The 23651-nt window shown below is 59.8% G+C and carries 19 protein-coding genes; 14 read left to right on the top strand and 5 right to left on the bottom strand.

What is annotated here, in order from left to right; translation table 11 throughout:
* Nucleotides 1-16 precede the first annotated feature (16 nt).
* Together NL64_RS16110 and NL64_RS30370 are read left to right on the top strand one after the other, a co-directional pair.
* Nucleotides 17-922, top strand: a complete 906-nt coding sequence (locus NL64_RS16110) for a LysR family transcriptional regulator (protein ID WP_216594574.1) — start codon at nucleotides 17-19, stop codon at nucleotides 920-922.
* 203 nt (nucleotides 923-1125) lie between these two features.
* Nucleotides 1126-1302: a hypothetical protein gene (locus NL64_RS30370; RefSeq protein ID WP_162837843.1), complete on the top strand. Its 177-nt coding sequence runs from the start codon at nucleotides 1126-1128 to the stop codon at nucleotides 1300-1302.
* Nucleotides 1303-1310: 8 nt separating this feature from the next.
* Here NL64_RS30370 and NL64_RS16100 read toward each other — a convergent pair whose 3' ends face one another.
* Entirely contained in the window at nucleotides 1311-2207 is an 897-nt protein-coding gene (locus NL64_RS16100; RefSeq protein ID WP_034149055.1) for a helix-turn-helix domain-containing protein, read from the bottom strand.
* 190 nt (nucleotides 2208-2397) lie between these two features.
* Between NL64_RS16100 and pobA the strand changes: the two genes are divergently transcribed.
* On the top strand, nucleotides 2398-3582 hold the full coding sequence (pobA, locus tag NL64_RS16095) for a 4-hydroxybenzoate 3-monooxygenase (RefSeq protein ID WP_172668680.1): 1185 nt from the start codon (nucleotides 2398-2400) through the stop codon (nucleotides 3580-3582).
* 79 nt (nucleotides 3583-3661) lie between these two features.
* Nucleotides 3662-5179 (top strand): MDR family MFS transporter, encoded by a 1518-nt coding sequence (locus tag NL64_RS16090; protein ID WP_034149233.1) that lies wholly within the window; start codon nucleotides 3662-3664, stop codon nucleotides 5177-5179.
* Between the two features lie 133 nt (nucleotides 5180-5312).
* On the opposite strand, the gene NL64_RS16085 is transcribed toward NL64_RS16090, so the two are convergent.
* The 4 genes from NL64_RS16085 to NL64_RS16070 all read right to left on the bottom strand — a co-directional run bounded on the left by NL64_RS16085 (nucleotide 5313) and on the right by NL64_RS16070 (nucleotide 9313).
* Nucleotides 5313-6161: a cache domain-containing protein gene (locus NL64_RS16085; protein ID WP_034149053.1), complete on the bottom strand. Its 849-nt coding sequence runs from the start codon at nucleotides 6159-6161 to the stop codon at nucleotides 5313-5315.
* 235 nt (nucleotides 6162-6396) lie between these two features.
* Nucleotides 6397-7266, bottom strand: a complete 870-nt coding sequence (locus tag NL64_RS16080) for an ATPase (RefSeq protein WP_034149052.1) — start codon at nucleotides 7264-7266, stop codon at nucleotides 6397-6399.
* Between the two features lie 106 nt (nucleotides 7267-7372).
* A complete protein-coding gene (locus NL64_RS16075) occupies nucleotides 7373-8365 on the bottom strand; it encodes an NAD-dependent epimerase/dehydratase family protein (protein WP_034149051.1) in 993 nt (330 codons plus the stop codon).
* Nucleotides 8366-8419: 54 nt separating this feature from the next.
* On the bottom strand, nucleotides 8420-9313 hold the full coding sequence (locus NL64_RS16070; RefSeq protein WP_034149050.1) for a LysR family transcriptional regulator ArgP: 894 nt from the start codon (nucleotides 9311-9313) through the stop codon (nucleotides 8420-8422).
* Between the two features lie 95 nt (nucleotides 9314-9408).
* Here NL64_RS16070 and NL64_RS16065 point away from each other — a divergent pair, with 95 nt between their 5' ends.
* From NL64_RS16065 to NL64_RS16020, 10 genes are all read left to right on the top strand, one after another.
* Nucleotides 9409-9810, top strand: a complete 402-nt coding sequence (locus NL64_RS16065) for an ACT domain-containing protein (RefSeq protein ID WP_034149232.1) — start codon at nucleotides 9409-9411, stop codon at nucleotides 9808-9810.
* A gap of 5 nt (nucleotides 9811-9815) precedes the next feature.
* Nucleotides 9816-10418, top strand: coding sequence for a LysE/ArgO family amino acid transporter (locus tag NL64_RS16060; RefSeq protein ID WP_034149049.1), 603 nt, complete (start codon nucleotides 9816-9818; stop codon nucleotides 10416-10418).
* Between the two features lie 176 nt (nucleotides 10419-10594).
* Nucleotides 10595-11191 carry a superoxide dismutase gene (locus NL64_RS16055; protein ID WP_034149048.1) on the top strand — a complete coding sequence of 199 codons (597 nt, stop codon included), beginning with the start codon at nucleotides 10595-10597 and terminating at the stop codon, nucleotides 11189-11191.
* Nucleotides 11192-11654: 463 nt separating this feature from the next.
* Entirely contained in the window at nucleotides 11655-13706 is a 2052-nt protein-coding gene (locus tag NL64_RS16050) for a putative bifunctional diguanylate cyclase/phosphodiesterase (protein WP_034149047.1), read from the top strand.
* Nucleotides 13707-13847: 141 nt separating this feature from the next.
* Nucleotides 13848-15203 carry an imelysin family protein gene (locus NL64_RS16045; protein ID WP_034149231.1) on the top strand — a complete coding sequence of 452 codons (1356 nt, stop codon included), beginning with the start codon at nucleotides 13848-13850 and terminating at the stop codon, nucleotides 15201-15203.
* Nucleotides 15204-15497: 294 nt separating this feature from the next.
* Nucleotides 15498-16925, top strand: a complete 1428-nt coding sequence (locus NL64_RS16040) for a di-heme oxidoreductase family protein (RefSeq protein WP_034149046.1) — start codon at nucleotides 15498-15500, stop codon at nucleotides 16923-16925.
* A 27-nt stretch (nucleotides 16926-16952) separates the two neighbouring features.
* Nucleotides 16953-18017 carry an imelysin family protein gene (locus NL64_RS16035; protein WP_034149045.1) on the top strand — a complete coding sequence of 355 codons (1065 nt, stop codon included), beginning with the start codon at nucleotides 16953-16955 and terminating at the stop codon, nucleotides 18015-18017.
* A gap of 14 nt (nucleotides 18018-18031) precedes the next feature.
* On the top strand, nucleotides 18032-19132 hold the full coding sequence (locus NL64_RS16030; RefSeq protein ID WP_034149044.1) for a DUF1513 domain-containing protein: 1101 nt from the start codon (nucleotides 18032-18034) through the stop codon (nucleotides 19130-19132).
* A 203-nt stretch (nucleotides 19133-19335) separates the two neighbouring features.
* Nucleotides 19336-20484, top strand: a complete 1149-nt coding sequence (locus NL64_RS16025; protein ID WP_034149043.1) for an efflux RND transporter periplasmic adaptor subunit — start codon at nucleotides 19336-19338, stop codon at nucleotides 20482-20484.
* Between the two features lie 13 nt (nucleotides 20485-20497).
* On the top strand, nucleotides 20498-23542 hold the full coding sequence (locus NL64_RS16020; RefSeq protein WP_034149042.1) for a multidrug efflux RND transporter permease subunit: 3045 nt from the start codon (nucleotides 20498-20500) through the stop codon (nucleotides 23540-23542).
* The last annotated feature ends 109 nt before the right edge of the window (nucleotides 23543-23651 follow it).

The following is a 23651-nucleotide window of genomic DNA, read 5'->3' as shown; positions in this document are numbered from 1 at the left end:
TGAAATCGGGCAGATCATGGATCGTCTACAAGCAATGCGCGTGTTCGTCACAGTGGTGGACCTCGGCAGTCAGTCGGCCGCCGCCGATCATCTGGAACTGTCGCGACCAGTGGTTTCACGGTATCTGGCGGAACTGGAAGACTGGGTCGGCGCGCGACTGATGCACCGCACCACTCGCAAGTTGAGCCTCACCGCCGCGGGCAGCGAAACCCTGCCGCGCTGTCGGCAAATGCTCGATTTATCCACCGATATGCAAGCGGCTGTCAGCGAACCGGATGACGCACCCCGCGGCCAGCTGCGGATCAGCGTCAGCACCTCGTTCGGCCAGGCGCAACTGGCCGATGCCGTGGCGGCGTACGTCAAGCGCTACCCCGGCGTCAGCATCGACCTGCAGATGCTCGACCGCACGGTGAACCTGGTGGATGAACGCATCGACCTGGCGATTCGCACCAGCAATGACCTGGACCCCAATTTGATCGCCCGTCGACTGACGGTCTGCCGTTCGGTGATCTGCGCCTCCCCCGACTACCTGCGCGAGCACCCGACGCCGCAACAGGTCGAGGACTTGAGCCAGCACAATTGCCTGACCCACTCCTACTTCGGCAAAAGCCTGTGGCATTTCCAACAGGACGGCGTACAGGTTTCGGTGCCGGTGCAGGGCAACATCAGCGCCAATGAAGCCAGCACGCTGTTGCGAGCGGCGTTGGCCGGTGCCGGCGTGGCGATGCTGCCGACGTATCAGGCGGGCGTGCACATCCACAGCGGCGAGTTGATCCGCCTGCTGCCGCAAGCCGAACCGCGACAGATGCACGTGTACGCGGTGTACGCCTCGCGCAAGCACATGCCGGCGGCGCTGCGCAGTCTGCTGGATTTTTTGGTGGTGAGATTTCCGCAAGAACCGGAGTGGGATATCGGCCTGTAACACCGCCCCGTGTAGGAGCTGGCTTGCCAGCGATCGCGGATTGTCAGTCAGAATCAATGTTGAATGTGACAACGCCATCGCTAGCAAGCCAGCTCCTACAAGGGTTCATCAGTGTTTTGAATACCGCGTTATCGCTGGCAACTCACCCGCGCTGACCTATGCTCAAGGTAGTACCGCAAGGTATTCGTTCAGAGGTCAACGCCATGAACATCAAAACAAGAAGGTACCTCGCCATTTTCATCACCTGCGCGGTGACGCTCGGGTTGTATGGCGCGGCGGCGTGGCGTGTGGAGCAGTTGCGAAACCTGCCCCGTGAGTACGCCAGCTGCAACTTCGAGCGTTGCATTCCGCACAACGCGACCCTCAACGCCCTCCGCTGACGAAGGGGTCAGGCCTGGCTGTCCTGATCGGCCTTCAGGCGATCGCGAAAGGCTTTGGGCGAGATGCCCACCCGGCGCCGGAACAGGCGCGTGAAGTTGGTCGGATCCGAGAAACCCAACACATCCGACATTTCGTAAATGGTCATGCTGGTATAGGTCAGCAGGCGCTTGGCCTCCAGCAACTGACGCTCGTGCATGATCTGCAACGCCGGTTGCCCCGCCAGCTCGCGGCAGGTGCCGTTGAGGTGGGACACGGAAATCCCCAGTCGATGGGCCAGGTCCTCGACCTTGACGTGCTGGCGATACGTCTCTTCCACCAGTTGAATGAAGCCGTTGAGGTATTCCCGCGCTCGCTGCGGTCGCTGACTGGCGGCGCGACGTTGAATCACCTGGCGACTGACCCACACCATGATCACGCTGACCAACGAATGCATGAGCATTTCCCGCGCGGGTTGGTGGCCGGTGTACTCGGTTTGCAGGGCGGAAAACAGACTATTGAGGTACTCGCTGTCCTTGTCCGCTGGATAGCTTTCGGCCTGGGCCAAGGCGTTCACCGAGTTGCCCAATTGCGCCTGAAGATGGGCGACCAGCGGCGCGGCCAGGGTCACGACAAACCCTTCGACATCCTCTGAAAATCGATAACCATGCACCGATAATGGCGGTAAAACCAGAATGGCGGGTTCAGTCAGTTGCGTGCGTTTGCCTTCGATTTCAAGCTCTGCCTGTCCTTTGAATACGAAGAGCAACTGACATAAATCGGCGTGGCGATGCGGTTTGATTTCCCACTGATGTTCGCGACTGCGTTTGGAAATGGTTTCACAGTGCAGCAAGTCCGGGGTCGGCCAATCCAGGCTTTCACCGTAGAGCTTGAACACCGGAATCGAAGGCAGGTCAGGCTTGTTCATCACTTCAATCCAGGTCTCGGAGTAGATGACGGGCGATAATCGCACCGATTGGCAAAATGTACAGGTATCGGCTCAGTTTTCACCTTCAATTGACAGACCCGCAAGTGAAAAATGCAAGCACTCGATCCATAAAAATCATTCACCGGCCCTGGTCGCGTGAAGCTTGCGAGTCATAAAAACAATGAAAACGCTGAAAACCCAAGTTGCCATTATTGGTGCCGGTCCCTCCGGTCTGCTGCTCGGCCAGCTGCTGCACAACGCCGGTATCGACACCCTCATTCTCGAACGCCAGACTCCGGACTATGTGCTCGGACGCATCCGTGCCGGTGTACTCGAACAAGGCATGGTAGAGCTGTTGCGCCAGGCCGGCGTCGGTCAGCGCATGGACGCCGAAGGGTTGGTCCACGGCGGCTTCGAACTGGCCCTCGACGGACGCCAGGTACACATCGATCTGCAAGCCCTCACCGGCGGCAAAACCGTGATGATCTACGGCCAGACTGAAGTGACCCGCGACCTGATGGCCGCTCGTCAGGTCGCCGGTGCACAGACGATTTACCAGGCCAGTGATGTCGTGCCCCACGGAATGAAAACCGATGAACCGTTTGTCACCTTTGAAAAGGACGGCGAGCTGTATCGCCTCGATTGCGATTACATCGCCGGTTGCGACGGATTCCATGGCGTCGCCCGACAATCGATTCCCGCCGAGAGCCTGAAAATCTTCGAACGGGTCTATCCGTTCGGCTGGCTGGGGATTCTCGCCGACACCCCGCCCGTCCACGAAGAGCTGGTCTACGCCCGCCATGAGCGCGGTTTCGCCCTGTGCAGCATGCGTTCAGAAACACGCACCCGCTATTACGTGCAAGTACCGGCAGACGAAAAGGTCGAGAACTGGTCCGATCAGCGTTTCTGGGACGAACTAAAATCCCGTCTGCCGCAAGCGTTGGCGGACAAACTGGTAACCGGGCCTTCCATCGAAAAAAGCATCGCGCCGCTGCGCAGTTTCGTGGTCGAGCCGATGCAGTACGGACGGATGTTCCTGGTCGGCGACGCCGCGCACATTGTCCCGCCCACTGGCGCCAAGGGGCTGAACCTGGCGGCCAGCGACGTCAGTACGCTGTTCAATATCCTGCTCAAGGTTTACCGCGAAAATCGCGTCGATTTGCTGGAGAAATACTCCGAAATCTGCCTGCGTCGGGTGTGGAAAGCCGAGCGGTTTTCCTGGTGGATGACCTCGATGCTGCACCGTTTCGACGATCACGATGCCTTCAGCCAGCGTATCGCCGAGTCGGAACTGGATTACTTTGTCGACTCCGAGGCCGGCAGAAAAACCATTGCGGAAAATTACGTCGGCCTTCCTTATGAGGCTATCGAATAGCTTCCTACCGACTTACACTGGCGAGCATCCCCGCTCGCCCATGCCGCTTGCGGGTCAATCACTGCCCGCAGGTTTTCCCGTGACCAATCTCAACCAGCCTGAACCGCCCAAACCGGCCATCCGCAGCGTGCTGATCGCCCTGATGCTGGCGATTTTTCTCGGCGCGCTGGACCAGACTATTGTCGCCGTATCGATGCCGGCCATTTCCGCACAATTCAAGGACGTCAGCCTGCTGGCCTGGGTGATTTCCGGCTACATGGTGGCGATGACGGTCGCGGTGCCGATCTACGGCAAGTTGGGTGACCTGTACGGTCGGCGCAAGTTGATGCTGTTCGGCATGGGTCTGTTCACCCTGGCCTCAGTGTTCTGCGGCATGGCCCAGAGCATGGAGCAACTGGTGCTGGCGCGGATTCTCCAGGGCATCGGTGCGGGCGGGATGATCTCGGTGAGCCAGGCAATCATCGGCGACATCGTGCCGCCACGGGAGCGCGGTCGTTATCAAGGTTACTTCAGCAGCATGTACGCAGTGGCCAGCGTGGCCGGCCCGGTGCTCGGCGGTTACATGACCGAATACTTGTCCTGGCGCTGGGTGTTCCTGATCAACCTGCCGCTGGGCCTCGGCGCCTGGCTGGTGGCTAATCGCACCTTGGTCGGCCTGCCGATTCCGCAACGCAAACCGGTCATTGATTACCTTGGCACTGTGCTGATGATTATCGGCTTGACAGCCTTGCTGCTGGGGATCACCCAGGTGGGCCAGGGTCATTCGTGGCGCAGCGCTGAAGTGTTGGGTTTGCTCGGCTGTGCGGTGGTAGTGCTGGGGTTGTTCCTCTTTCACGAGCGGCGGGCGCGGGAGCCGTTGCTGCCGATGCATTTGTTCGCCAATCGCAATGCGATCCTGTGCTGGTGCACGATTTTCTTCACCAGTTTCCAGGCCATCTCGTTGATCGTGCTGATGCCGCTGCGCTTCCAGAGCGTGACCGGCGCCGGTGCTGACAGCGCCGCCCTGCACCTTTTGCCACTGGCCATGGGATTGCCGATTGGTGCGTATTTCGCTGGCCGTCGCACCTCTGTAACGGGTCGCTACAAACCAATGATCCTGACCGGCGCCCTGCTCATGCCGCTCTCGATTCTCGGCATGGCGTTCAGTCCGCCCCAGGCTTTTTTGCTGAGCAGTTTGTTCATGTTGCTGAGCGGCATCGCCGCAGGCATGCAGTTCCCGACGTCACTGGTAGGCACGCAGAACTCCGTGGAACAACGCGACATTGGCGTCGCCACCAGCACCACCAACCTGTTTCGCTCGTTGGGCGGTGCGGTGGGCGTGGCGTTGATGTCGGCGCTGCTGCTGGCGTTGTTGCAGGATTCCAGCTTCGCTCATCTGGCCGGTTCGGCGCTGATTGCCGAGGGGCATTCGGGGAATGTGCTGCTGGACGGTCTCAACGCCGCGCCGGGGGATGCGCAGAACGCCTTGCGTGCTGAATTGCTGGTGACGTTCCAGCATTTGTTGATGGTGAGTGCGGCGGTGTCGCTGTTGGGATTGGCGGCCGCGATTGCCATGCCGAACATGTTGTTGCGCGGGCGCGAAGACAAGGTTCGGTAGAGAGATCGAGTCGTCTGCCATCGCGGGCAAGCCCGTTCCCACAAATACTGATGTCGTTCACAAAATCTGTGGTCAACCTCAAACCTGTGGGAGCGGGCTTGCCCGCGATGGCGTCCTCATTGAAACCGTACACTCATGGGCTGTAATACCCCACAGCCACCAGAAAATGCCCGACTTTCTTCAAGTAGGCATGTTTGTTCTCGACCTTACCGGTCACCGGGTTTTTCCAGCGATATTCATACTCGCCATAATCCTGTTTAGCGATCAATGCCAGCATCGGCTCACCCACCGGTTTGCCTTCCGGGTCGACGATCTTGCTGAAGTCGGTGTTGATCAACCGCAGATTGGTGCCGTGGGCGACGTAACGCTGGGTGTTGAGGTCGACGACAAACACATACAGGTCATCCTGCAAGTAGCCGCCCTTGAGGGAATTGATCGCCGACAGCGTGCCCTTTTCATCCTTGGCCAGGTCCGTCGCCGCTTTGTTCAGCAAAGCCATGGCCTGTTCCGCCGACGCCCGTGGCAGGTAGTAACCGACCGCCAGAATCCGCTGACCGACACGCTGGTAATACACGTGCTTGCGCTCGACCTTGCCGTCGGACCAGTTCTGCCAGCGGTACTCCGCCTGCTGAATGCCATTGCCCTCCGGCACTTTCAGGGCGTCCTTGAAAGTTTTCTGCAAATCCGGCCCGAGTACTTCGGACACATCACGGCCAATCAGCGCCGCGGACGGCCCACCACTGGCGAGCATCACGCCTTTGGTGTCGAGTACAAAAACATAACGGTCCTTGTCGACAAATTCGCCCTGGCGGCTGAACGCTGCAAAGGCTTTGTCGCCATTCTCGTGATAGTAAGCCAGGGCTTTTTCCAGCAAGGCGATGGCGGCCTGACTGTCAGCCTTGTTGGTATCAGCGGCTTGAGCCTGGACAAGGCACAGCAACAGCATGCCGCCCAGAAAGGCCAATTTACGTAGAACCCCCATAGTGCGTCCCTCGTTCTCTTAGATGTTTCAAGAGCGTAGACGGATTGGGGATATGTACGAATATTCAGCAAAGCATAGAGAGATCGCTTTTGTGGCGAAGGAGCTTGCTCCCGCTCGACTGCGCAGCAGTCGCAAATCAGGCACCGCATTTATTTGATAAACCGCGGTGCCTGATTTGGGGCTGGCTTCTCCACCCAGCGGGAGCAAGCTCCTTCGCCACAGAGTGCCTGCGCAGCTACTGACGGGCGCGCAGCTGCTGTTGCAGGTTCTGGATCTGCGCTTGCAGGGAATTGATGGTGCGGGTTACCTGACTACGGAACGCATCGAATTCCGCCGTGTTAGTCGTACCTTGCGCAGGGCGATTGTCCTGCTCGCTTTTGAGTACGACGATCTCCTGCTCCAGACGATCGATGGCAGCACTCGGGTTGCCTTGTTTCTTCAATGCGGTGATGTCGGCGCCGAGGCTTTTCAGCTGTGCGTCGAATTTTTCGGTGTCGGTCGTGGCACTTTTCAGCGCGGCGACGTCACCGATCAAGACTTTGACCTGAGCCTGCAACTGAGTGTTGACGCTTTGGTGCTCGGTGCTTTGGGTAGTTATCTGCGCCAGACGCTTGTCGAGATCGGTGGTTTGCGCGGTCATCTGCGCCAGGCGCTTGTCCAGCTCCGAGGTTTGACCCGCAACGCCTTGCTGCTGCTGGCTCTGATCCTGGAGCTTGCTTTCCAGCTGCTTGATTTGCTGCTTCAGCGCTTCGCTATCCGAAGTGACGTTGGTCTGGCTGGCGACCACCTTGCCGGAAATGTCCTGCAAGCGCCCCGCCGCTTCCTCACTGATCCGCGCGAAACTTTCCTGGGTCGCCACCAGTTGCTGCTCCATCAGCGAAATCTGCTGAAAGCTCCACCAGGCCAGACCGGCGAAGGCAAAGAACAAGGCACCGACCAGCGCCCACAGCGGCCCAGTGCTTGGGCCTTTGACATTCACCACCGGCGCCGGCCGCGAATGCACGGAGGTGCGAGTGGTCGCCGGAAAAACATCGTCGTCGAGGACGTCGGCACGCAGGCTCGGTACATCATCGAAGTCGTCGCGGGCATCGTTACGCATGGACATTGAGTCAACCTTTGTGAATCGCGGTGATGGCTTGATGCGGCGAGTATAACCCCCACTGCCGCACCGATTGACCTTCAACCCCGGACTGGGTTCATTGCGGGGCCTTTCAGCGAATGTCCTGGGCCTTCCACCAGCCGCAGAACTCATCGAGGGCCGTCCACAGGCTGACCTTCGGGTCGTAGTCCAGATAATGCCGGGCGCGGCTGATGTCCAGGGTGAAATTTTTGTTCATGACCTGCATACCCAGGCGCGAGAGGGTCGGCTCCGGGCGGCCCGGCCACAACTTGCACACGCCCTCGTTGAGCGCAGCGACGCTGTAGGCCAAGCCGTAGGAACGGTAGCGCGTAACCTGTGGGACTTCCATTTTGCGCATGACGTAATTGACCACGTCCCACAATGGAATTGGCGTGCCGTTGCTGATGTTGTAGGCCTTGCCCAAGGCTGAACCGCTGGCCAGCAAACTGCTGAGCAAGGCTTCGTTCAGATTTTGCACGCTGGTGAAATCGACTTTGTTCAGGCCGTTGCCAACGATTGCCAAACGCCCCTTGCGCTGCATTTTCAGCAGACGCGGGAAGATGCTCATGTCACCGGCCCCGGTGACGAAACGCGGACGCAAGGCCAGGGTTTCGAGTCCGAACTCCTGGGCACCGAAGACTTTTTGCTCGGCCAGGTATTTGGTGGCGGCGTAGGGGTGCTTGAAGCGTTTGGGCACTTGTTCTTCGGTCAGCCCCAGGTGATCGCGGCCGTCGAAGTAAATCGACGGCGATGACAAATGCACCAAGCGCCGGACACGCTGTTTCAGGCAGGCTTCGACCACGTTTTCGGTGACCTGGACGTTGCCCTGAAGAAAATCCTGATAGCGCCCCCAAACGCCGACCGCACCGGCGCAATGCACCACGGCCTCGACGTCGGAACACAGTTCACGGGCGAGTTCCGGGTCGCTCAAGTCGCCTTGGACGAACTCGGCACCGCGTCGCACCAGATGTTCCACACCCTCGGCCCGGCGACCGTTGACCCGCACATCAAGGCCCTGCTCCAGAGCGAAACGCGCAAAGCGTCCGCCGATGAAGCCGCTTGCGCCGGTGACCAGAATCTTCATGTATTGCTCCGAATATTTCGTTTTGCGTAGTGCGAGAGGTCTTGACGCTGCCCGTCAGTCCAACGGCACCAACCATTGCTTCGACGCGCGTACCAACTGATCAGTGAGTAGCCCCAACAATTGACCGCCATTGCGCCAATGATGCCAGTACAGCGGCACGTCGATCGGTTTATCTGGCAAAAGCTCAAGCAAAACACCGCGTTCCAGTTGTTCGCGAACCTGAAGTTCAGGCACCAGCCCCCAGCCCAGCCCGGCTTCGGTGAGCCGGATAAAACCTTCAGACGACGGGCATAAATGGTGTTCGAATCCGCCATCGACGCCGAGCGACGCCAGGTATCGATGCTGTAGGAAATCATCCGGGCCAAACACCAGCGCCGGGGTGCGGGCCAACTGATCGGCGCGCACACCCTGGGGAAAATGCCGGGCAATGAACGCCGGACTGGCCAACGCGCGGTAACGCATCGCGCCGAGCAACACGCTGCGCGCGCCAGCGACGGGCCGCTCGTTGGCGCACAGGCAAGCCGCCACTTCACCTGCGCGCATGCGTTTGAGGCCGACGGTCTGGTCTTCAACCACCAGATCCATCAGCAGATGTTGTTCGGCGCAAAAATCCCCCACGGCCTGCGCCCACCACGTGGCCAGGCTATCGGCATTCAGGGCGATTCGCAGACGCTCCGGCAGGCCTTCTTCGTCCAGCGCCGGCACCAGTGTCTGCAAGTCACGCTCCAGCAAGCGCACTTGCTGCACGTGGTTGAGCAACCGCCGGCCGATCTCGGTCGGAGACGGCGGCGTGCCCCGCACCAACACCGGTTGGCCGACCCGTGCTTCGAGCAATTTGATGCGCTGGGAAATCGCCGATTGCGACAAACCCAACACCTGCGCAGCCCGTTCGAAGCCGGCCTGCTCGACCACCGCTGCAAGGGCAGAAAGCAATTTATAGTCGAACATCAGTTTTCCTAATGAGCGATCAGCAAGATTGGTTTTTCTTATACAACCTGGCACGGGAGAATGACCAGCAAGAACTCTTGAACAAGGAACATCACATGGCTGGCGAAACTTCATTGGCAACGCTGCTGCGCAGCATGAGCCCGCAACTCAACGCCGGCGAATACGTGTTCTGCACCTTGCGCGACGGACAGTTGCCTGCGGGTCTGGAAATCATCGGCAGCTTTCGCGAGCAGGAAGGTCTGACCGTGATTCTCGAACGCTCCCACGCCGAGCGGGCCGGATTCAGCTTCGACTACGTCGCGGCCTGGATCACCTTGAACGTGCACTCGGCCCTCGAAGCCGTTGGCTTGACTGCCGCGTTCGCCACGGCACTGGGCCAGGCGGGCATCAGTTGCAACGTGATCGCCGGCTATTACCACGACCATTTATTCGTCGGCCAGGCCGATGCCGAACGCGCCATGCAAGTGCTGCGCGATCTGGCAGCCAATGCGGAGTAACGACCATGTGGCAAAGCTATTTGAACGGCCTGTTGGTGGCCTTCGGACTGATCATGGCGATCGGCACCCAGAACGCCTTCGTGCTGGCCCAGAGCCTGCGACGTGAACACCACTTGCCGGTGGCGGCGCTCTGCGTGGCCTGCGATGCATTATTAGTTGCCGCCGGAGTATTCGGCCTGGCGACAGTGCTGGCACAAAACCCGACGTTGCTGGCTATCGCCCGCTGGGGTGGTGCGGCGTTTCTGCTGTGGTATGGCAGCCAGGCGTTGCGCCGGGCCTGCTCGAAACAGAGCCTGCAACAGGGCGAAAACCAGACAGTACGCTCACTGCGAGCGGTGATGCTCAGCGCGTTAGCGGTAACCCTGCTCAATCCGCATGTCTATCTGGACACCGTTTTGCTGATCGGCTCCCTCGGTGCCCAACAGACCGAGCCTGGCGCTTATGTGGTGGGCGCGGCGAGCGCTTCCTTGTTGTGGTTTTTCACCCTTGCGCTCGGGGCGGCGTGGTTGGCGCCATGGTTGGCTCGACCCAGCACCTGGCGAATTCTCGACCTGCTGGTGGCCGTGATGATGTTTGCCGTAGCACTGCAGTTGATCACCGCCGGTTGATTTATTCCAAACAGCTCTGGAACCTCTATTCCACACAGTTGTTGCGTGGTTATGCCGCACCCCCGGTGCTATGATCCGACACCTGCGCCGCAAAGAGTACAAACTCCCCGGCGCTAGTCTGGCCGCCCGTGATCGGCCTTGCGCTCACCGCACCTGACCTGATTAGGAGATCCACCATGGCTTTCGAATTGCCGCCACTGCCTTACGCACACGATGCACTGCAGCCGCACATTTCCAAGGAAACTCTGGAATTTCACCACGACAAGCACCACAACACCTACGTCGTGAACCTGAACAACCTGGTGCCAGGCACCGAGTTCGAAGGCAAGACTCTGGAAGAAATCGTCAAGTCTTCCTCGGGCGGTATCTTCAACAACGCCGCTCAGGTCTGGAACCACACTTTCTACTGGAACTGCCTGGCACCAAACGCCGGCGGTCAACCAACCGGCGCTCTGGCTGACGCGATCAACGCAGCCTTCGGTTCGTTCGACAAGTTCAAGGAAGAGTTCAGCAAGACTTCCATCGGCACCTTCGGTTCCGGCTGGGGCTGGCTGGTGAAAAAGGCTGACGGTTCCCTGGCCCTGGCCAGCACCATCGGCGCCGGCAACCCGCTGACCAACGGCGACACCCCGCTGCTGACCTGCGACGTCTGGGAGCACGCTTACTACATCGACTACCGCAACCTGCGTCCGAAGTACGTCGAAGCGTTCTGGAACCTGGTCAACTGGAAATTCGTCGCTGAGCAGTTCGAAGGCAAAACCTTCACCGCTTAAGCTCGATGCCAGTCAAAAAACCCGGCTTATTAGCCGGGTTTTTTTATGGTCCACCGGAACACACAGATAACGCAAAACCCGTAGGAGCCGGCTTGCTGGCGATGCACTCAAGCACGCGGCGTCTACTCAGACCACACGCGTTATGGTTTACGGCCATCGCCAGCAAGCCGGCTCCTACAGGGGAGCGCGAATAGGCAATTTCCCACGATGAAACCATCCGCCAACCCCTTGCCCCAGCGCCACAGCCGTCTAACATCAACAAAAAGGAAAATTTCTCCACATTCCCGCTCAAGTTGAAGGACTCGACAACCGACACAGTACTAATAGGGAACGGCCCACAACTGCATATCCGCCAAGCTACAGGCGAAATCTCACATGGAAGATTGTCCCTTTGACTGCCATCACGGGATTGCCAATACTCATGGCAACTTGATGCTACCCGCACGGAACAAGGAATAACCCTTTGAAGCTGGAACTCAAGAACAGCTTGTCGGTGAAGTTGCTCCGGGTCGTGCTCCTGTCGGCATTGATCGTTGGCGTGGTCTTGAGCTGCGCGCAGATCGTCTTCGATGCCTATAAAACACGCCAGGCCGTGGCCAACGATGCCGAACGCATCCTCGACATGTTCCGCGACCCCTCGACCCAGGCCGTCTACAGCCTGGACCGGGAGATGGGCATGCAGGTGATCGAAGGCCTGTTTCAGGACGATGCCGTGCGTCAGGCCTCCATTGGTCATCCCAATGAAGCCATGCTTGCGCAAAAATCCCGCGAGTTGCAGCACTCCAGCAGTCGCTGGCTGACCGACCTGATCCTGGGCAAGGAACGCACCTTCACCACCCAATTGGTGGGTCGTGGCCCGTACAGCGAGTATTACGGCGACCTGAGCATCACCCTGGATACCGCTACTTACGGGCAAGGCTTCATCGTCAGTTCGGTGATCATCTTCATTTCCGGTGTCTTGCGTGCGTTGGCCATGGGGTTAGTGCTCTATCTGGTCTACCACTGGCTGCTGACCAAACCGCTGTCGCGGATCATTGAGCACCTGACCGAAATCAACCCGGACCGCCCCAGCGAACACAAGATTCCGCTGTTGAAAGGACACGAGAAAAACGAACTGGGGATCTGGATCAACACCGCCAACCAGTTGCTGGAGTCCATCGAACGCAACACCCACCTGCGCCACGAGGCGGAAAACAGCCTTTTGCGCATGGCCCAATACGATTTCCTCACTGGCCTGCCGAATCGCCAGCAATTGCAAACGCAGCTGGACAAAATCCTCGTCGACGCCGGCAAGCTACAACGGCGGGTCGCGGTGCTGTGTGTCGGCCTCGATGACTTCAAGGGCATCAACGAACAGTTCAGCTACCAGACCGGCGACCAGTTGTTGCTGGCCTTGGCCGATCGACTTCGGGCACACAGTGGACGCCTCGGCGCCCTCGCCCGCCTCGGTGGTGACCAGTTCGCCCTGGTTCAGGCCGATATCGAACAACCCTATGAAGCCGCAGAACTGGCGCAAAGCATTCTCGATGACCTGGAAGCGGCGTTTGCCCTCGACCATCAGGAAATCCGCCTGCGCGCCACCATCGGCATCACCCTGTTTCCCGAGGATGGCGACAGCACTGAAAAGCTGCTGCAAAAAGCCGAGCAGACCATGACCCTGGCCAAGACTCGCTCGCGCAACCGCTATCAGTTCTATATCGCCAGCGTCGACACTGAAATGCGCCGCCGTCGCGAACTGGAAAAAGACCTGCGTGATGCCCTGACCCGCGACCAGTTCTACCTCGTTTATCAACCGCAGATCAGCTACCGCGATCACCGGGTGGTGGGCGTCGAGGCATTGATTCGCTGGCAACATCCGGAGCACGGCCTGGTGCCGCCGGACCTGTTCATACCGCTGGCCGAGCAGAACGGCACCATCATTGCCATTGGCGAGTGGGTGCTGGATCAGGCATGCAAGCAACTGCGGGACTGGCATGACCAGGGCTTCTCCGACCTGCGGATGGCCGTGAACCTGTCCACCGTGCAATTGCACCACGCCGAATTGCCACGGGTGGTCAACAACCTGCTGCAGATGTATCGCCTGCCGCCGCGCAGCCTGGAGCTGGAAGTCACCGAGACCGGCCTGATGGAAGACATCAGCACCGCCGCCCAGCACTTGCTCAGCTTGCGTCGCTCCGGCGCGTTGATCGCGATTGATGACTTCGGTACTGGCTACTCGTCCCTGAGCTATTTGAAAAGCCTGCCGCTGGACAAGATCAAGATCGACAAGAGCTTCGTCCAGGACCTGCTTGATGATGACGACGATGCGACCATCGTCCGCGCCATCATCCAACTCGGCAAGAGCCTGGGCATGCAGGTGATTGCAGAAGGCGTGGAAACGGCCGAGCAGGAGGCTTACATCATCTCTGAGGGCTGTCATGAAGGTCAGGGCTACTTCTACAGCAAACCCCTGCCGACGCGCGAGCTGAGCGCTTACCTGAGGCAGGCCCAGCGCAGTAACGCGGCTATCCTGTAAAAAGATCTGCAACACCTCTTCCCTGAATAAGAAATATTTCCAAGCACAACCCTTTACACATAATGCGAAAGATTTGCATTATGTCGCAGTTTTGCGCGCTGGACGCGTCATACCACCCCCTCTCGAAGCAGGATGTTCGCCATGATTCGTATGCCTCTGGCTACCGCCAGTCTGTTGGCCATCGCAATTTCCCTCGCCGGTTGCGGTGAAGGCAAAGACAAAGAAAAAGCTGCCGCTCCTGCGCCGGCTGCCAGCACCGCTGCTGCCCCGGCTGCTCCAGCCGCTGCACCTGCCGCTGCCGCCAAAGTCGACGAAGCCGCTGCCAAAGCCGTTGTCGCGCACTACGCCGACATCGTATTCGCTGTTTACAGCGATGCCGAATCCACCGCGAAAACCCTGCAAACCGCCGTTGACGCCTTCCTCGCCAAGCCGAACGCCGACACCCTGAAAGCCGCCAAGGCTGCCTGGATTGCCGCTCGCGTTCCTTACCTGCAGAGCGAAGTGTTCCGCTTCGGCAACACCATCATCGACGACTGGGAAGGTCAGGTGAACGCCTGGCCACTGGACGAAGGCCTGATCGATTACGTCGACAAATCCTACGAGCACGCGCTGGGCAACCCGGGCGCCACCGCAAACATCATCGCCAACACTCAGGTTCAGGTCGGCGAAGACAAGGTCGACGTGAAAGACATCACCCCGGAAAAACTCGCCAGCCTGAACGAGCTGGGCGGTTCCGAGGCCAACGTCGCCACTGGCTACCACGCCATCGAATTCCTGCTCTGGGGCCAGGACCTGAACGGCACCGGCCCTGGCGCTGGCAACCGTCCGCCTTCGGACTACCTGGAAGGCAAAGGCGCCACCGGCGGTCACAACGATCGTCGCCGCGCTTACCTGAAATCCGTGACGCAACTGCTGGTCAGCGACCTGGAAGAAATGGTCGGTAACTGGAAGCCGAACGTGGCCGACAACTACCGCGCCACCCTGGAAGCCGAACCGGCTGAAAGCGGCCTGCGCAAAATGCTGTTCGGCATGGGCAGCCTGTCCCTGGGCGAACTGGCGGGCGAGCGCATGAAGGTTTCCCTGGAAGCCAACTCCCCGGAAGACGAACACGACTGCTTCAGCGACAACACCCACAACTCGCAGTTCTACGATGCCAAAGGCGTTCGTAACGTGTACCTGGGCGAATACACCCGCGTCGACGGCACCAAAATGACCGGCGCCAGCCTGTCGTCCCTGGTCGCCAAAGTAGACCCGGCTGCCGACACCGCACTGAAAGCCGACCTGGCTGCTACCGAAGCCAAGATGCAGGTCATCGTTGACCACGCCAACAAGGGTGAGCACTACGACCAACTGATCGCCGCCGGTAACGCCGCTGGCAACCAGATCGTTCGCGACGCCATCGCTTCCCTGGTCAAGCAGACCGGTTCGATCGAGGCTGCCGCTGGCAAACTGGGTATCGCCGACCTGAACCCGGACAACGCTGATCACGAATTCTGATCAACGCTGGCCGAGTGAAAAAAGGCGACCTTCGGGTCGCCTTTTTTCATATCGGTCGTTTGCGATGATGCTCATGGCCTCATCGCTGGCAAGCCAGCTCCCACAGGTTAGGTGGCGCTCGCAAAGTCTGAGCGCTCCAGCAATTCTTGTGGGAGCTGGCTTGCCAGCGATGGCGGCGCCGCGGTCTAAGTGAAAACCCTGTCCCACATCAAGCAAACGATAATTCCTCTTATTCAAAACCCCCTGCCCTGTTAGACTTTGCGCCCTTGTTTTGCTCGTCTTGCAGGATGTCTGATGCCCCCGCTGCCTCTTCGCTTGTCCGCACTGTTTCTGGCCCTGGGCCTGAGTGCCTGCGATGACGCCCCGCGTTTCACCAAGGCCGAACCCGGTGAAGCCCGTTCCGGGGGCAGTGCGACCGTGCGCAAGACCGATCAGAACGCGTTCTCCCTGCCCTCCGCCAACCTGCCGCCATCACGGCGCGTGGACTTCAGCGTCGGCAACAGTTTTTTCCGCAACCCCTGGGTGATCGCCCCGTCGACCACCACCGCCCGCGATGGCCTGGGCCCGCTGTTCAACACCAACGCCTGCCAGAACTGCCACATCAAGGACGGCCGCGGTCATCCGCCCACGCCTGATGCGGCAAACGCCGTGTCGATGCTGGTGCGCCTGTCGATCCCCGATGCGCCGGCCTACGCCAAGGTCATCGAGCAACTGGGTGTGGTGCCGGAGCCGGTCTACGGCGGGCAGTTCCAGGACATGGCCGTCCCCGGCGTGGTCCCGGAAGGCAAAGTGCGGGTCGATTACACGCCAGTACCGGTTCGCTTCAAGGACGGCACCGAAGTCGAGTTGCGCAAACCGACACTGAACATCACCCAACTGGGTTACGGACCGATGCACCCCGACACCCGGTTCTCGGCGCGCATTGCACCGCCGATGATTGGCCTCGGCTTGCTCGAAGCCATTCCCGAAGAAGCGATCCTGGCCAACGCCGACGCTCAGGCCAAAGAAAAAAACGGCATCGCCGGTCGCCCGAACCGGGTCTGGGATGACGCGCAGCAGAAAACCGTCCTCGGGCGATTTGGCTGGAAGGCCGGGCAACCGAACCTCAATCAACAAAATGTGCACGCGTTTTCCGGTGACATGGGGCTCACGACCAGCCTCAGACCCATCGATGACTGCACCGACGCGCAAACGGCCTGCAAAACGGCACCGAACGGCAACGGCCCGGATGGCGAGCCGGAAGTCAGCGACAACATTCTGCGCCTGGTGCTGTTCTACAGCCGTAACCTCGCCGTTCCGGCCCGTCGCGATGTCAACGCACCGCAAGTGCTGGCCGGCAAAAACCTGTTTTATCAGACCGGCTGTCAGTCCTGTCACACACCCAAATACACCACCGCCGCCAACGCCGCCGAACCTGAACTGGCCAATCAAGTGATTCGCCCTTACAGCGATCTGCTGCTGCACGACATGGGCGACGGTCTGGCGGACAACCGCACTGAATTCCAGGCCAGCGGCCGCGACTGGCGCACCCCGCCGTTGTGGGGCATCGGCCTGACGGAAGCGGTCAGTGGCCACACTCAGTTTTTGCATGACGGCCGCGCCCGCAACTTGCTCGAAGCCGTGCTCTGGCATGGCGGCGAGGCAAAAGCGGCGCAGCAACAGGTTTTGTCTTTCAATGCCGAGCAGCGCGCCGCGTTGCTGGCGTTTTTGAATTCCCTTTAATACGCACTCTTCCAGCGGGAGCCCGACATGTTCCGTCCCAAATTGTTGTTTACCAGCCTTGCCGCGCTTGCCCTGGGTGCCTGTTCGCCACAGGACCCGCAAGCAGTCACTTCGGCGGCCATCGCCAAGTCCGTGATTCTACCGACCTATACACGCTGGGTTGAAGCCGACCGCCAGTTGGCTGTCAGCGCCCTCGCCTACTGCGAAGGCAAGGAAAACCTCGAGACCGCCCGCGCCGATTTCCTGCACGCACAAAAAGCCTGGGCCGAGCTGCAACCGCTGCTGATTGGCCCGCTGGCCGAGGGCAACCGTGCCTGGCAGGTTCAATTCTGGCCGGACAAGAAAAACCTGGTCGGGCGTCAGGTCGAGCAACTGGTCACCGCGCAACCGCAGATCGACGCCGCCGCCCTGGCCAAATCCAGCGTTGTGGTGCAAGGCTTGTCCGCCTACGAATACATCCTTTTCGACAGCAAGCCTGATGTGGCCAACGCTGAACAGAAAGCCAAGTACTGCCCGCTGCTGATCGCCATTGGCGAGCGTCAGAAACAACTGGCCGAAGAGATTCTGAAAAGCTGGAACAACACCGACGGCATGCTCGCGCAGATGAGCAAGTTCCCGAACCAGCGCTATGCCGACTCCCACGAAGCCATCGCCGATGTGCTGCGTGTGCAAGTTACCGCCCTCGACAGCCTGAAGAAAAAACTCGGCACGCCAATGGGCCGCCAGAGCAAGGGCGTGCCGCAACCGTTCCAGGCCGATGCATGGCGCAGCCAGTCGTCCCTGACCGGCCTCGAAGCCAGCCTCGCCGCCGCCAAAACCGTGTGGGAAGGGGTCGATAACAAAGGCATTCGTGGCCTGTTGCCGAGCGAGCAGAAACCGTTGGCCGACAAGATCGACGCCGCCTATGCCGCGTCTCTGAAACTGTTCGCCAGCAACCAGCGCTCGCTGACCGAAATGCTCAACGACGATGCCGGTCGCCAACAACTCAACGATCTCTATGACAGCCTCAACGTCGTCCATCGCCTGCACGAAGGCGAACTGGCCAAGGCGCTGGGCATCCAACTGGGCTTCAACGCCAACGACGGTGACTGATGAGGACGAGTGCCATGCTGCGACGTCAGGCTCTGACTTTAGGTAGCTTGCTGCTGGGAGCAGTGACACTGGGCGGCTGGACGCTGTTCAAGCAAAAGGACAGAAGCCCGCTGCTGCTCTCGGCGCGGGACGATACCGATGGCAGGCACTACGCCGTCGGTTATCGGCTGGATGGCACCCAGGTGTTCGCCACCGAGGTCGGCCAGCGCTGCCACGACATCATTAACCACCCGTCGCTGCCGATTGCGCTGTTTGTGGCCCGGCGTCCGGGCACCGAGAGCTACCTGATCGACCTGCGTAACGGTACGTTGCTGCAAACCGTGGCGTCGCAACCGAACCGGCATTTCTACGGTCACGCGGTGATTCACCACAGCGGCGACTGGCTGTACGCCACCGAGAACGACACCTCCGATCCGGGTCGCGGCCTGCTGGGTGTGTATAAGTTCGAAGGCGAGCGGCTGGTGCACAGCGGCGAGATCTCCACCCACGGCATCGGCCCGCACCAGGTGTCGTGGATGCCCGATGGCGAAACCCTGGTGGTGGCCAACGGCGGGATTCGTACCGAGGCCGAAAGCCGGGTCGAGATGAACCTCAACGCCATGGAGCCGAGTCTGGTCTTGATGCAGCGCGACGGCACCCTGCTGAGCAAGGAAACCCTCGCCCAACAGATGAACAGCGTGCGCCACCTGGGGATTGCCAGCGACGGCACCATCGTCGCCGGCCAGCAGTTCATGGGCGCGGCTCACGAGCACTCGGAATTGCTGGCGATCAAGCGTCCGGGGCAACCGTTCGTGGCGTTCCCGGTGCCGGAGCATCAATTGCAGGCCATGGGGCATTACACCGCGAGCGTCGCGGTACACAGTGACTTGCGCCTGGTTGCGTTGACCGCGCCACGGGGCAACCGCTTTTTCATCTGGGACCTGGACAGCGGCGAAGTGCGCCTGGATGCGCCACTTCCCGATTGCGCCGGGGTCGGTGCGGTGGCCGACGGTTTTGTCGTGACTTCGGGCCAGGGTCGCTGCCGCTACTACGATTGCCGCCAGACAAACCTGGTTGCGAAACCGCTGGATCTGCCTGCGGGGCTCTGGGACAACCATCTGCATTTGATGGCGTAAGTTACGCTGAAAAGATCGCAGCCTTCGGCAGCTCCTACAGGTGTACACCCATTCCCTGTAGGAGCTGCCGAAGGCTGCGATCTTTTTCGGTCACCAGTACTCCAAAGCCTGACATGCTGTAATAACTGCCAGTTGGATTCCCCTTCCCACTCGCGGTAATGTGCCCCACTGTCTCACCTGATTTTCTCCAAGGAACTGGAAATATGCTGCGTCGCCGCATGCTGATCATGTTGGGTGTTGTTCTGTTGATCGTGCTGGTCCTGGCCGGTTACAAAGCCTTCTCCATCTACACGATGATTCAAGGCTTCTCTGCGCCCAAACCCCCGATCAGCGTCGCCGTGGCCACAGCCATCGAACGGCCCTGGCAGGCGCGCCTTCCTACCGTCGGCACACTCACGGCCCTGCAAGGCGTGGACTTGAGCCTGGAGACCGACGGCACCGTCATCGATTTGCAGTTCGAGTCAGGACAGAAGGTCAAGGCCGGTCAACCCCTGTTGCGACTCGACAGCGCGGTGGAAACTGCCCTGCTGGAAACGGCGCAGGCCGACCTGGGGCTGGCCCAGCTCGATTACGGCCGCGGCAGCCAACTGGTTGGCAGCCAGGCCATTTCCAAAGGTGAATTCGATCGACTTTCGGCGGTACTGAAAAAGAGCAAGGCATCGGTCAATCAACTCAAGGCTGCACTCGGCAAGAAAAGCATCGTCGCCCCCTTCAGCGGCACCATCGGCATTCGTCAGGTGGACGTTGGCGACTATCTGGCCAGCGGCACCATGATTGCCACCCTGCAAGACCTCAGTAGTCTCTACGTCGATTTCTTCGTACCCGAGCAGTCGGTGCCAAAGATCGCCATCGGCCAGCCGGTTGAAATCGTCGTCGCGGCTTATCCGACGCTGACCTTCCCCGGCACCATCAGCGCGATCAACCCCAAACTCGAGAACAGCACGCGCAACATGCAGGTCCGCGCCACCCTGGCCAATCCCGATGGAAAGCTGCTGCCAGGCATGTTCGCCAGCCTCCAGGTCATGTTGCCCGACCCGCAACCGCGCATCGTCGTGCCGGAAAGCGCGATCACCTACACGCTGTACGGCAACTCGCTGTATGTCGTCGCAGAGAAAAAAGCCGAAGACGGCAGTATCGAAAAAGACGACAAAGACCAACCGATCCTGATTGCCGAACGGCGCTTCATCGAAACCGGCGAACGCCGCGACGGGCTGGTGATGATTACCAAAGGCGTGAAGAGCGGCGAAAAAGTGGTCACGGCCGGCCAGATCAAACTGGATAACGGTGCGCACATCGCCATCAGCGACGACAAGACCCTAGCCGAGAAGAACAGTCAGCCTCGCGCTGACTGATCAAGGAACCCCCATGGCTTTTACTGATCCGTTCATCCGCCGCCCGGTGCTCGCCACCGTGGTCAGCCTGCTGATCGTCCTGCTGGGCTTCCAGGCCTGGAGCAAGCTGCCGCTGCGCCAGTACCCGCAAATGGAAAACGCCCTGATCACGGTGACCACCGCGTACCCCGGAGCCAACGCCGAAACCATTCAGGGTTACATCACCCAACCGATGCAGCAGAGCCTGGCCAGCGCCGAGGGTATCGACTACATGACCTCGGTCAGTCGCCAGAACTTCTCGGTGATCTCGATCTACGCGCGCATCGGCGCCAATAGCGACCGCTTGTTCACCGAACTGCTGGCCAAGGCCAACGAGGTCAAGAACCAGTTGCCCCAGGACGCCGAAGACCCGGTCCTGAGCAAGGAAGCCGCCGATGCTTCGGCTTTGATGTACATCAGCTTCTTCAGCAAGGAACTGAACAACCCACAAATTACCGACTACCTGTCACGGGTCATCCAGCCGAAACTGGCGACGTTGCCGGGCATGGCTGAAGCCGAGATTCTTGGCAACCAGGTGTTTGCCATGCGCCTGTGGCTCGACCCGGTGAAACTGGCGGGTTTCGGTCTCAGCGCCAGCGACGTGACCGATGCTGTGCGCAAGTACAACTTCCTCTCCGCTGCCGGCGAAGTGAAAGGCGAGTACGTGGTCACCAGCATCAACGCCAACACCGAACTCAAATCTGCCGAAGCCTTCGCCGCGATTCCGCTCAAGGTCGAGGGTGACAGTCGGGTGCTGCTGAACGATGTGGCGCGGGTGGAGATGGGCGCGGAGAACTACGACACCATCAGCTCTTTCGGTGGCACACCCTCGGTCTACATCGGCATCAAGGCCACACCCGGCGCCAACCCGCTGGACGTGATCAAGGAAGTGCGCAAGATCATGCCGGACCTTGAAGCCCAGCTGCCGCCGAACCTCAAGGCTGAAATTGCCTACGACGCCACCCTGTTCATCCAGGCTTCGATCGACGAAGTGGTGAAAACCCTGTTCGAAGCCGTGCTGATCGTGATCGTGGTTGTATTCCTGTTCCTGGGCTCCCTGCGTTCGGTGGTGATCCCGGTGGTTACCATTCCGCTGTCGATGATCGGCGTGATGTTCTTCATGCAGATGATGGGTTATTCCCTGAACCTGCTGACCTTGCTGGCGATGGTGTTGGCCATTGGCCTGGTGGTGGACGATGCCATCGTGGTGGTGGAAAACATCCATCGCCATATCGAGGAAGGCAAGACGCCGCTGGACGCCGCCATCGAAGGTGCCCGGGAAATCGCCATGCCGGTGGTTTCGATGACCATCACCCTGGCGGCGGTGTACGCGCCGATCGGTTTCCTGACGGGGCTTACCGGGGCGCTGTTCAAGGAGTTCGCCCTGACCCTGGCCGGGGCGGTGGTGATTTCCGGCATCGTCGCCCTCACCCTCTCGCCGATGATGTGCGCCTTTCTACTGCGACACGACGAAAACCCCAGTGGACTGGCCCATCGCCTCGACCTGATTTTCGAAAGTCTCAAGCGTCGCTATCAAAGCATGCTGCACGGCACCCTCAACACTCGGCCGGTGGTATTGGTGTTCGCGGCGATTGTGCTGTGCCTGATCCCGGTGCTGCTCAACTTCACCAAGTCGGAACTGGCGCCGGATGAGGACCAGGGCATCATTTTCATGATAGCCAGCGCTCCGCAACCGACCAACCTCGACTATCTGAGCACCTACACCGACGAGTTCATCACGATCTTCAAGGCGTTTCCCGAGTACTACTCCTCGTTCCAGATCAATGGTTTCAACGGCGTGCAATCGGGCGTCGGCGGCTTCCTGCTGAAACCGTGGAACGAGCGCAGCCGCACTCAAATGCAGCTCCTGCCCGAGGTGCAATCGAAACTGGCGAGCATTCCGGGGCTGCAGATTTTCGGCTTCAACCTGCCATCCCTGCCCGGCACTGGCGAAGGGCTGCCTTTCCAGTTCGTCATCAACACCGCCAACGACTATGAGTTGCTGCTGCAAGTGGTCGACCGGGTGAAAAAACGGGTGATGGAGTCCGGCAAGTTCGCCTTCGCCGACGTCGACCTGGCGTTCGACAAGCCGGAAGTGGTGGTGGATATCGATCGCGCGAAGGCTGCGCAGATGGGTGTTTCGATGCAGGATCTCGGCGGAACGCTGGCCACTTTGCTCGGCGAAGCAGAGATCAACCGCTTTACCATCGAGGGTCGCAGCTACAAAGTCATTGCACAGGTCGAGCGGCCTTTCCGGGATAACCCGCAATGGCTGAACAATTATTACGTGAAGAACAGTAAAGGCGAACTGCTGGCCCTCTCGACCCTGATTAGCGTGACCGACCGGGCGCGTCCACGGCAACTGAACCAGTTCCAGCAACTCAACTCGGCCATCCTGTCCGGGGTGCCGCTGGTCAGCATGGGCGAAGCGATCGACGCCGTTCTCCAGATCGCTCGGGAAGAAGCACCAGCAGGCTTTGCCTTCGACTATGCGGGTGCTTCGCGGCAATACGTGCAGGAAGGCAGTGCGTTGTGGGTGACCTTTGCCTTGGCACTGGCAATCATTTTCCTGGTATTGGCAGCCCAGTTTGAAAGCTTCCGCGACCCGCTGGTGATTCTGGTGACCGTCCCGCTGTCGATCTGCGGGGCGCTGATTCCTTTGTTCCTCGGCTGGTCGAGCATGAATATCTACACACAGGTCGGATTGGTGACGTTGATTGGACTGATCAGCAAGCACGGGATTTTGATCGTCGAGTTCGCCAATCAGCTGCGCAAAGACAAGGGGCTGAGCGCTCGCGAGGCGGTGGAAGAAGCTGCGGCCATCCGTTTGCGCCCGGTGCTGATGACGACCGCCGCCATGGTGTTCGGTATGGTGCCCTTGATCATCGCCACCGGGGCGGGAGCGGTCAGCCGCTTTGATATCGGTACGGTGATTGCGACGGGGATGTCGATTGGTACGTTGTTCACATTGTTCGTGTTGCCATGCGTGTACACACTGCTGGCCAAATCCGAGAAAACTGTACACACCAACGCCCTGTAGGAGCCGGCTTGCTGGCGATGAACGACGACGCGGTATGTCTGGAGCACCTCGGTGCCTGGATCGCCAGCAAGCCGGCTCCTACGAGATTGTGTGCAAGTCAGTTGTTGAC

It is taken from the genome of Pseudomonas fluorescens (assembly GCF_000802965.1).
GTDB classification, from domain to species: Bacteria; Pseudomonadota; Gammaproteobacteria; order Pseudomonadales; family Pseudomonadaceae; genus Aquipseudomonas; species Aquipseudomonas fluorescens_A.
This window is presented reverse-complemented; position numbering and strand designations above follow the sequence as displayed.

Coding starts and splice junctions, on each gene's coding strand:
- NL64_RS16110 (WP_216594574.1), top strand. CDS start 17: ATGGATCGTCTACAAGCAATGCGCGTGTTCGTCACAGTGGTGGACCTC.
- NL64_RS30370 (WP_162837843.1), top strand. CDS start 1,126: ATGAACATCAAAACAAGAAGGTACCTCGCCATTTTCATCACCTGCGCG.
- NL64_RS16100 (WP_034149055.1), bottom strand. CDS start 2,207: ATGAACAAGCCTGACCTGCCTTCGATTCCGGTGTTCAAGCTCTACGGT.
- NL64_RS16085 (WP_034149053.1), bottom strand. CDS start 6,161: ATGGGGGTTCTACGTAAATTGGCCTTTCTGGGCGGCATGCTGTTGCTG.
- NL64_RS16080 (WP_034149052.1), bottom strand. CDS start 7,266: ATGTCCATGCGTAACGATGCCCGCGACGACTTCGATGATGTACCGAGC.
- NL64_RS16075 (WP_034149051.1), bottom strand. CDS start 8,365: ATGAAGATTCTGGTCACCGGCGCAAGCGGCTTCATCGGCGGACGCTTT.
- NL64_RS16070 (WP_034149050.1), bottom strand. CDS start 9,313: ATGTTCGACTATAAATTGCTTTCTGCCCTTGCAGCGGTGGTCGAGCAG.
- NL64_RS16065 (WP_034149232.1), top strand. CDS start 9,409: ATGGCTGGCGAAACTTCATTGGCAACGCTGCTGCGCAGCATGAGCCCG.
- NL64_RS16060 (WP_034149049.1), top strand. CDS start 9,816: ATGTGGCAAAGCTATTTGAACGGCCTGTTGGTGGCCTTCGGACTGATC.
- NL64_RS16055 (WP_034149048.1), top strand. CDS start 10,595: ATGGCTTTCGAATTGCCGCCACTGCCTTACGCACACGATGCACTGCAG.
- NL64_RS16045 (WP_034149231.1), top strand. CDS start 13,848: ATGATTCGTATGCCTCTGGCTACCGCCAGTCTGTTGGCCATCGCAATT.
- NL64_RS16040 (WP_034149046.1), top strand. CDS start 15,498: ATGCCCCCGCTGCCTCTTCGCTTGTCCGCACTGTTTCTGGCCCTGGGC.
- NL64_RS16035 (WP_034149045.1), top strand. CDS start 16,953: ATGTTCCGTCCCAAATTGTTGTTTACCAGCCTTGCCGCGCTTGCCCTG.
- NL64_RS16030 (WP_034149044.1), top strand. CDS start 18,032: ATGCTGCGACGTCAGGCTCTGACTTTAGGTAGCTTGCTGCTGGGAGCA.
- NL64_RS16025 (WP_034149043.1), top strand. CDS start 19,336: ATGCTGCGTCGCCGCATGCTGATCATGTTGGGTGTTGTTCTGTTGATC.
- NL64_RS16020 (WP_034149042.1), top strand. CDS start 20,498: ATGGCTTTTACTGATCCGTTCATCCGCCGCCCGGTGCTCGCCACCGTG.